A 9,272-nucleotide genomic window follows, 5' to 3' on the forward strand; every position below is an offset into this window, starting at 1 on the left:
GCGTCAACTGGTGGTAGCCAAACACAACACCGCAGCTCCAGGAATCATCCACCGCGGGCGGTTCCGGTTCCAGCCCAACACCGCCCCTCGGTGCTGGACATATGTTGTCCCCGCTGTAAGAAGCCCTGCCGAGGCTTTGGTTCGCCGGCAACGGCGCTCTTGGTCCATGGGAAAGCCGGCCCGTTGGTGACCGCGCGCGTTCCCAGGCTGTGCACAGTCGCCGGTCCCGGTGGTGACATTCCCACAGCGGCGAGCCGGCGATTGTGTGCAGCCGGTCAGGGTGGGTCCAGTCGTCCACATGTGTGCGGGAAAAGCCCGGAGGATTTAGCTTTTGCCGTGCCCATGTGGGCGAGGGGCAATCCTACTCAGCCCCTGTAGCCCCACCGTCAGAGGACGGCGAATCATCGGCCATTGATCGGGTGGCGGCCGGTTTCCGACGTCGCGTTGCGGCGCCGGATTCAAGCCCAAGCTTCTTTAGCTCCTCGGGGCTCCACCCGTCTTTAGTTGCGCGCACGTAGGCGCGCTTGTCCTCGCGTTCAGCGTCGGCGAGCTGCTCACGCAGGTCCGTGATGCGTTGCCTGGCCTTTACCAAGTTAGTGACGGATTCGATGCGTGAGTCCAAGAGGGCGCGTGCCTGATTGCGGGTCTGTTCAATATCAATGGTTGGCATGCACCAACCGTAACCACAGGTCGTCCCTCTTTTCGGGCACCGACGCGCAGCGGCGTGCCACTTCCCGACCGACAACCCACCAGGGGCAGGAAAAGAGTTGCCACCTGAATCCGGCGGAGCAAGCTATACGTTTACACGGGTGTAAATGGCGTGTCGCTCACGGCCCTGCGGTTGTTCGCTTGGCACACTGGCTTGTGTGGTCCCCGGTTTCGGGGTCGCTGCGCTGGGCTTTTGAAGTGCCGGGCCGTTGAAGGGATTGGGGGAGTGCGTGTCGGACGAGAATGAAAAGCCGCGTTCCCCGCTGTCCAGGCGGCGCCGGGCGAATGCTCCGGCGGGGACGAAGAAGCGCCGCGATGTGTGGGTGACCGCGGAGGAGGAAGCGGCCCTGATTGCGAAGGCTGCGCGGCAGAAGGTGACGGTCCCGAACCTGCTGCTGACCGCTGCGTTGTCGGAGTCGTCGGAGATGCCGACCGAGCGCAGGGCGGCGATGGCCGAGCTGATGGCGATCCATACGTTGTTGGCCCGGGTGTCGAACAACGTGAACCAGATCGCCCGGCACGCGAACGCAGGCGACGAGTTCCCCCAGGACGCGAAGGCAGCGTTGGAGTATGTGCGCGAGGTTGCGATGCGGATTGACCGGACGATCGAGGGGCTGATGTAGGGGCGATGATTCCGAACATCACCCGCGGCTCCCGGATGTCGGGGCTCATGCTTTACCTGGCTTCGACGGATGCTGATAAGACGAAGAACGCGCACACCGACCCGCACCTGGTCGCGGGGGATGCGGCGATCATGGCGTGGTACGACGACGGCGTCCTGGACAAGGACGACGCGATCGCGATCGCGAAGCACTTGGACCAGCCGCGCAAGGCCTTCGGCGTGGAGGTCTTGCAGAAGGATTTCCGCTGGGACCCGGTCAAGAAAGAGCGTGTACCGAACGGCCACAAGCACGCCGATGTGTGGCACTGTTCGCTGAGTCTCCGTGCCGAAGAGGGTGCCTTGACGGATCAGCAGTGGGGTGACATCGCGAACGACTTCGTCGACGCCATGGGGTTTACCGAGGCCAGTGGAAAAGCCCAGTGCCGGTGGGTCGCGATCAACCACGGAACGAGCGAGAACGGCAACCACCACATCCACATCGCCGTGTCCCTCGTCCGCGAAGACGGCACCAAAGCCTCCACCCATGGCGACTACAAACGCGCACAACAGACCTGCCGCGAACTGGAAACCAAGTACGGGCTCGAAGAGCTCTCTAGTGTGCACGCCACCCGCGGCTACGACCGGGCCGAAAAGGCCACCGCTGTCCGGGACGACCGCGAAATGCACCGTGCCTCCCTGGCCAGGAAGGTGCGCGCCAGCGCCAGCGCATCAGCGACAGAAGCTGAGTTCGTCCGCCGCGCCCGGGACACCGGACTGCTGGTGCGGCCGCGCTATGCGAAGAACACCACGGACGTCATCATTGGCTACTCCGTCGCGGAGCGCCCCAAGCCGGGAGAGCGGCCTATTTGGTTCGGCGGCGGCACGCTCGCGTCCGACCTGAAGCTCGGTGCCTTGCGTAAGGAATGGATGGACTCACCGCACCTGGCTACCGAGGCCGCAGCGGAATGGAACGCGGCCGCGCGCAACAAACGCAAGGTCTCCAAGACCGGTCCCGAGAACGCAACCCCTTCAGCTGATGTGTGGGTGGAATACACCCGCAACGCAACAGCACTGGCTGACCAGCTGCGCACCATTCCACGTGACGATCACGCGACCTGGGCGAAAGCAGCGCGTGAGGTTTCCGGTGCCTTTGCAGCCTGGTCATACCGGCTGGAGGCTACGCCAGGGCCGCTGGCCACCACAGCTGCCGAACTGTCCCGCACGGCCCAACTTCGGGCACCCCGTCAGCACGGCAAACCCGTCGCGCTGCCATCCATTGCCGGCACGGCCATGTTGTTCATGGCAGCGTCGAGCAAGAACAAAACGGCCGCTCAAACAGCGCTCATGGTGCAGCTGATCAACACCGCCTTCGCGGTGTACGAAATGCACGCCCAGTCCGGCCGTGCCCGGGAAGCCCAGCGCATCCGATCAGTGGTCGAAAACCAGCTGGCCCCGTTCACTGCGACGATGCCCAAGCCGGTCCTTGTAGGAGCAGAGCAACAGCCGGCCGAAGCGACTGCGGCGCGACCGAGGGCAGTTGATATTGCCCGCCGCGGCATGGCCCCGATCCGTCCCGGTTCAGTGGTCCCCACAAGACCTACACCCGCGACACCGGCGAAGACCTATCAGCCCAGCCGCGATACCGGGCCGGGACTCGACCGATAAGAATCACACCACTAGGGCAAGGGGAACACCATGAGTGAATCAGACGGCATCGACGACCTTTTCGACAACGGAATGCGGCAATCCCTGATGATCGCCTCACGCATCGCAGAGACGCTGGCCCGCCGCCGGCAGGAAGCCCAGCGACAGCAGGAACACCTGGACGCGCAGGCGGCGCACGAAGCCCAGGCGCGCCTTGCTGCTGAACGGAGCTCAGCCCTCGCTGTCCTCGCACCCGTACAGAAGGATGAGTGGTGGAACAAGGCACAGCCAGCCGACATCGCCACGGCACACGCCGTCGCTGAGACCTGGAAAGACCACGACCCTGCCGCACTTGAAGCCTCCGCGAAGATCCGCGAAGAAGTCCTCGCCCGGTACGGTATCGACACACACGACGTCGGCACGGACACCGCCTACCTTGAATCGGGAATCGCGACCATCGCAACCGAGAAGGCACGGCTGGACGAGCTGGCACGCAACCAGGAAGAAGCACGGAAAGCCGCTGCCGAACACGAGAAAGCCATGCAGCTGATCGCGGCCGCACAGGCAGAAGAACTCCGCGCCCAGGCAACGAAACTGGCACCTGAAATGGAGCGCCACCAGGTACCCATGGAGTACCTGGCCAACCCCGAACTGGCACAGGCCCTGCAGCGCGCCCACAACGCCAAAACGCCCAAAGCTGCTGCGGCTGCAGACACCGACATCAAAGAGCGGCTGTTCCTCATTGGCAAGGACGGCATCAACGGCCCCGACATTGAGCAGCTGCGCAAAGAAACCACCGCGAACTTCACCGGTGCCGGCGAATCCCACTTCAAGGATCCCCAGTTCGTGAAAGCAGCCAAGGAAATGCACGAAGCCAAGCTCCTGGCCGAAGGCGGATTCCCAGGCTCTCAATTCGCATCCATGGAACAACGGTATGAACGGGCAGAGAAGGAACTCTTCGCCCGACTCGAAGGCGTCGGCCGCGAGATCGAAAACCGCGTCACAGGCAACGACAGCAGCCCACTTAAAGACCAGGCACTCACAGCAGAAACCGCATCAGCTAACGGCTACGGTTCAGCCGAACACCACGCAAAATTCGCGGAGTCCCTGGAGGACACCGGCGCCAATGAAGCCCAAATCCGCGGGCGGCTCACTGCGGCACGCAGCGAAAGCACCCACCCCAGCGCCGCCGTCACCATGGGCAAAGGCGCGGCCAAAGCCAGGAAGACCCGTGCAGGGGCAGCCGTCGGAGCCGAAAGGTCCAAGAGCGGCCTCAGCAGATAACCCAACGGCCAGCCAAGGGGAAGGACTGCCAAAGCGCAGCCCCTCCCCTTGGCTTCACGGTTCAGCTGGCACCCAGGTTATCCGGTCTCCGTCGTCGGCCGCCGGTGCGGCGCCTGCCTTCGCGCCACCCGGGCAGATGCTCGTTGAGCAGTGCTTCCTTCTCCGCGGCCATCCTCCCCTGGTTGTAATTGATCCGCTGACCATGCAGCCACACACCCAAGACGCGTTCGTCCGCATCCGGCGTCTTCTGATGACGCGGCCAGTCACCGCCAGCATCCCGAAGGTCCTTCACCTGCCGAAAACGCTTCTGCCACCGGGCCTCATCCTCAGCCTTCTTAGGGGAGGGTTGATCCCAACCGGGAATCACATCAAGCCCGTCCCGGACAGCGGGGGAGAGGGTGCCCTGTGCTGATTCTCGGCGCCTAAGGTAAAGCCAGCTGTTGAGGGCCTGCTCCCGCGGTGACTTGGCATGGGCGACCGGCAACCGCCCCTCCCTCCAGTAGAAGGAAATAAGGTCCTGCATCCTTTGCAGAGCTGCCTCGGACGGGCCCGGAGCCTTCTTCGGCAGCGCTGCCGCGTGTTCTGCCTCGAGCTCGGGTTCAATCTTCTTCGCTACCTGCAGGTGATAGCGCACGGTGGTGACCGGAGCCGAATCCAGCACCGCGATCCTCGATGGAGGGATACCCCGCCGGTACATATCTACCCACTCAGGGTGAGGAGCGGCGCGCCGGGCATCGCTCATGCTTGGTGAAATTCAGCCACGGTCTTCCCCCTATGTTCTCCTTCAAAATAATCTACTGAGGAATCCTGCGCAGCCCTCCTAACATGCTGGAGGGCACCAAACAGGGGTGTCTTGCTGCAGGCCAGCCGCGAGTCCAGCTGAGATCTCCTGGTTGTGCCACAGCCTGTGGCGCAAAAGCAGCTGCTAGGGGTTGAGCCCCGGAACCGTATGCGGCTTACCCTCGTCGGGAACGGGGCAATGGTCCAAAGCTCTTTGGACTATTGCCCCGTTGAGGGGATCCAGAGGTTGTCGGGCGAGCGGTTAGGGTGGGATGCGTGCCTTCAATTGAGCCTGAACTGCCGAGCGACTACGCAGGGACTCTCGCGTCCCTGAAGACTTTGGTTGCTTCCGCTCGGCTCCGTGCACAGCGAGTAGTGAACGCGGCAATGATCGAACTCTATTGGAAGATCGGCCGCACAATCCTGGAGCGGCAGCAGTCGGAACCGTGGGGGAGCAAGGTCCTCGGCCGCTTGGCCGATGACCTGCGCCGGGAATTCCCGGACATGAAGGGGTTCTCGCGCAGAAACCTGTACTACATGCGTGCCCTTGCGGAGGCATGGGTAGGCCCGGATGAATTTGTGCAGACAGTGTCTGCACAAATCAGTTGGAGCCACAACGTCGCCCTGCTTGACCAATTGCGGGACCAAGAACTGCGTGAATGGTACGCCCACCGATCCGCACGTTATGGGTGGACTCTTTCAGTCCTGGAGCACCAAATAGCCTCCCGACTTCACGAACGCGAAGGCTCCGCACCCAATAATCTCGAGGCGCGTCTTCCCGGAGAGGGCACAGCCCTGGCACGCGAAGTCGCCAAAGACCCCTTGGTGCTGGACTTCCTGGGCCTGACATCAGAAGCTGACGAGGCTGCCATCGAAGAAGCCATGACTTTGCGCATGGCCCAAACACTCATGGAATTCGGAACAGGAATGGCGTTCGCCGGCCGCCAAGTCCATCTCGAAGTCGGGGGCGACGACTTCTACATCGACCTCCTGCTGTACCACATACCCACCGACCGGTATGTCGTGGTGGAGTTGAAAGCCGGCAAGTTCAAGCCGGAACACCTCGGGCAGTTGAACTTCTACGTCTCTGTCGTCAACGACAAGATCAGACTCCCCAGGCAGCGCCCGGCGGTAGGAATACTTGTATGCGGATCCAAGAACCAGCACACTGTCCGATACGCCTTGGACGGCTCGGCACAGCCGCTGGCAGTTGCTTCCTACACCTATGACACGCTCCCCAAGGCCGAACAACAGGCCCTTCCGTCGCCCGAAGCGATAGTCACCGCGCTAGATCTCGACAACGAATAAGCGACATCGACGAATTGTGCAGACACTGTCTGCACAATTCAGTATCTCGCGCTCGAGCCATCCCGCCTGACCTGTCTCGGTGGAACTTGCAATACCGCGCATAGGGGGGGGGCAAGAAGGCTTGAGTAAACGTCCAATTGAAGTCTAGGACCCGCTCACCGCCGAGTGCCGAAATGCCGAATCGCACTCTATTCTGACGGCTCAGTGGGGACTTACTGACGTCAGGCTGGGGTGTGCTGTGACTGCTCGCTTTATTTGGCGGCATCTTGCAGTCTCCGGTGGTGGTCCTAATTGATGCCAACGACCAGGGTCGAGGGCGCAGCCTCGACCACATCGTCGGTATCGATCGTCAGCTCGCCGCTAGCACGGGCATACGTTGGCTCTCGCGTCGATTGCTGAGTGCGATAGCGAATATCGCTACTATTCAACTCACGAGTCCAGCGATGGTGTCGAGTCCTTGCTGCAGGCTGACGCTTCGATACGTTTCAACGCGCAAGCCATCGATCAGACTTTCGGCTCTCTCTTTGACGAGCCTCCTTCGCGTCTCTTCTGAAACTTCAGGCTGACGCTCTTTCATGCGGGCAACCCCACGACGAACGTAGGAGGAGTCGACAGTCTGAAGGAAAACTTCCAAGCGCTCGATCGTCGGCTGCCAGTTCAATACAACATCGGGGTTCTGCTCCACAACGGAGGAAGTTCCTCGAATTTCGATGTTGGGGTCATGGACTTTTCCTGACGCGTCATAGATAAGCACACTCCTGATTCGTTCTCGAAGCACAGCACGAACTTCCCATGCAACGGCTGCAGACTCTGGAACAGAATCGGGAATGACCAACCGAGTTATCGCGAGGTCTGCAAGGGCTTCTGTGATAGCCCGAAAATTCCTGTTCACGACCCGCTCGCGATGAGTCGGGGTGACGTCCATACCAGTGTGATCCCCGCGTAGCTGTCCAATGTGGAGCGCGTAAATCTCCGCATACTCCGGATAGGGCACCTGACCCCGCTCAGCCATCGCGAGCGGATCTCCTGGTTTCCCTTTCAATTCAAGGTCAGCTTCGTCAACAGCCTTTCGCTCGCCGTCCATCTCAAGGAGACGTTCGAAGTCACTGTAATTGTCTCGGCGGTAGTCGAAATAGCGGGTGATCGCTGCTTGAACGTAGAGGCTCGCACCGAGGACACCGAACGGCTTATCGACCAAGACCGCCACACGATCGTGGCTCCCCCAATCGGGAAAGAGTTGCTCAAAGTCCACGCTGGCGCCGCTGAGGCGTACGTCAAAGAGGCCTCTTTCAAGTTGAAAAGACGTATGCACTGTGTTTCCTCTCGGTTGATTTCGCCGGTTAGCGCAGAATCCGGGATCTAATACTTCCCTCCGCGATGGGGGGCTTCGCAAGAAGAGCGGTTACTCGGCGGCCGATAGCTTCTGCAAAGCAGCGTTTCCGAAGCCCACAGCGTTCTGGTGGTTGTACATCACGAACCCGAGTCCTCGCATGCCCATGCTCCTTTGCTAGTGCGCGGCTTGTTTGCCTGTGATCAAACACTCACTGGGCGTTCGAAAGCTACTTGCCTTCGAAAGCCGTTTTCTTGTCGACTGTGGCGGAGGTTCTCGCGGAGAGTCGCGCACGCGTACTCCGTCCTGCTCTTTTCGCCTCGGTTCCCGTCGAGAAAATCTAAAACGGGAGCAGGCCACAGAACGGATCTGACGCAAATGGACGAGTTGCTTGACTGAAATTGTCGAACGGAGTATTCCAGTGAAATGGTCAGACCGACGTCTGTTCCCCGTCAACAGTCGAGCGGAGGCTCTGAGGTGAGATGCCGAAGGTCTGGCGGAATGTTCGTCCGAAATGAGAGAGCGACGTGAACCCTAGCTCTCGAGCGATCACTGAGATCGGACGGGACCTCAATTCGGGATCAGTGACTCGATCGTGGGCGGCTCGCATCCGTTTGTCGATGATCATCCGCGCCACTGTCGTTTCGTGCGACGCAAAAACGCGGGCGAGCTGTCGTTCACTGAGTTCTACGGCAGCAGCTACTGTCCCCACGGAGAGGCCAGGATCATGTAGGTTCCGGCGGATGTAGGCGCAGGCCGCGATCCAGTAGCTAGCCGCTACTCCTCGCGGACGGCCGAGGATTTCGTCGAGGAGGTCATAAGCATGGGCCGCGACGGTTTGCGCAGCCTCGGGATCGTCGACGAGGTTGGTTCGGGACAGTCGAGCCAATCTGTCTGCTCGCTCAGTGAGGCCCGACGGGTCGGCTGTGTGCAGGACCAGGGGTTCGATCGGACGGGTGTCACCATATCGCGCTGTGAACGATTTCCGCGACATGCAAATAACAACCTCGCGGTATCCATCTGTGCTTCCGTAGGCGCAGGGTACATCGGAGTCGAAGATCGAAGCGTCGCCGGTGCTGATGGCGTCAATTCGAGTGGGATGGTAAATGAACGAGTTTCCGCGGAGCAGCACTGCCACCATGATCATGTGAGCTGGCGCGGCCGCGATGAGTTCCGGTGTTCGTTCGCAGACGTTTCCGTCTCCGGCCAGTTCGATGATGCTCAACTCGGGAAATATTGTCATTGCGGCGAGAAACTTGATGTCCTTGTCGGTGCCCAGAGGGCGCACGCGAAATGCCGTTACGTGCTCTCGACAGTAGTCAACCCACGCCGCGCTACGCTCGCCAGCTGGAACTGACAGCGTCGAGAAACGGCTTTGTTCCACTCGCATGCCAATAACAATACGCCCCAATTTTCGACGGTTGGCACCGGGCGGTCCGAAGACGTCAGGGGTTGCGGACGCTATTCGTTGCTGCAGCTCACACATGAAGGACGTCGCGGATCGTCGATGAGCTACCCGCCGCAGCCCGTGCTGCGGCAGGTAGGTTCTCAGCGGTGCGAACTAACTGTTTGACGCCGAATCGGATCGGCCGCATTTCGTCAATGAAACAGAGAATA

General features: G+C 61.0%; 8 protein-coding genes. 4 read left to right on the forward strand and 4 right to left on the reverse strand.

All coding sequences use genetic code 11. The features are described from left to right. Positions 1–361: 361 nt before the first annotated feature. Entirely contained in the window at positions 362–670 is a 309-nt protein-coding gene (locus P2Q66_RS13960) for a hypothetical protein (RefSeq protein WP_275729014.1), read from the reverse strand. A gap of 268 nt (positions 671–938) precedes the next feature. Between P2Q66_RS13960 and P2Q66_RS13965 the strand changes: the two genes are divergently transcribed. Genes P2Q66_RS13965 through P2Q66_RS13975 form a run of 3 tightly spaced genes read left to right on the forward strand, consistent with a single transcriptional unit; the run spans position 939 to position 4,237 of the window. Next, the gene (locus tag P2Q66_RS13965) at positions 939–1,331 is read left to right on the forward strand and encodes a MobC family plasmid mobilization relaxosome protein (protein ID WP_275729017.1); all 393 of its coding nucleotides are present in this window, start codon (positions 939–941) and stop codon (positions 1,329–1,331) included. A 5-nt stretch (positions 1,332–1,336) separates the two neighbouring features. Continuing rightward, positions 1,337–2,974 (forward strand): relaxase/mobilization nuclease domain-containing protein, encoded by a 1,638-nt coding sequence (locus tag P2Q66_RS13970; protein WP_275729020.1) that lies wholly within the window; start codon positions 1,337–1,339, stop codon positions 2,972–2,974. Positions 2,975–3,004: 30 nt separating this feature from the next. Then, positions 3,005–4,237: a hypothetical protein gene (locus P2Q66_RS13975; protein ID WP_275729021.1), complete on the forward strand. Its 1,233-nt coding sequence runs from the start codon at positions 3,005–3,007 to the stop codon at positions 4,235–4,237. 61 nt (positions 4,238–4,298) lie between these two features. Here P2Q66_RS13975 and P2Q66_RS13980 read toward each other — a convergent pair whose 3' ends face one another. Continuing rightward, positions 4,299–4,979, reverse strand: a complete 681-nt coding sequence (locus P2Q66_RS13980) for a helicase associated domain-containing protein (RefSeq protein WP_275729022.1) — start codon at positions 4,977–4,979, stop codon at positions 4,299–4,301. 314 nt (positions 4,980–5,293) lie between these two features. Between P2Q66_RS13980 and P2Q66_RS13985 the strand changes: the two genes are divergently transcribed. Next, positions 5,294–6,325 carry a PDDEXK nuclease domain-containing protein gene (locus P2Q66_RS13985; protein WP_275729025.1) on the forward strand — a complete coding sequence of 344 codons (1,032 nt, stop codon included), beginning with the start codon at positions 5,294–5,296 and terminating at the stop codon, positions 6,323–6,325. 424 nt (positions 6,326–6,749) lie between these two features. On the opposite strand, the gene P2Q66_RS13990 is transcribed toward P2Q66_RS13985, so the two are convergent. Together P2Q66_RS13990 and P2Q66_RS13995 are read right to left on the reverse strand one after the other, a co-directional pair. Then, positions 6,750–7,637, reverse strand: coding sequence for a hypothetical protein (locus P2Q66_RS13990; RefSeq protein WP_275729027.1), 888 nt, complete (start codon positions 7,635–7,637; stop codon positions 6,750–6,752). Between the two features lie 448 nt (positions 7,638–8,085). Beyond that, complete coding sequence (locus P2Q66_RS13995; protein ID WP_275729029.1) at positions 8,086–9,045, reverse strand: AraC family transcriptional regulator; 960 nt, start codon at positions 9,043–9,045, stop codon at positions 8,086–8,088. Between the last annotated feature and the right edge of the window lie 227 nt (positions 9,046–9,272).

Origin of the sequence: Arthrobacter sp. Cr_A7, from assembly GCF_029222765.1 — a bacterium.
Taxonomy (GTDB): domain Bacteria; phylum Actinomycetota; class Actinomycetes; order Actinomycetales; family Micrococcaceae; genus Arthrobacter.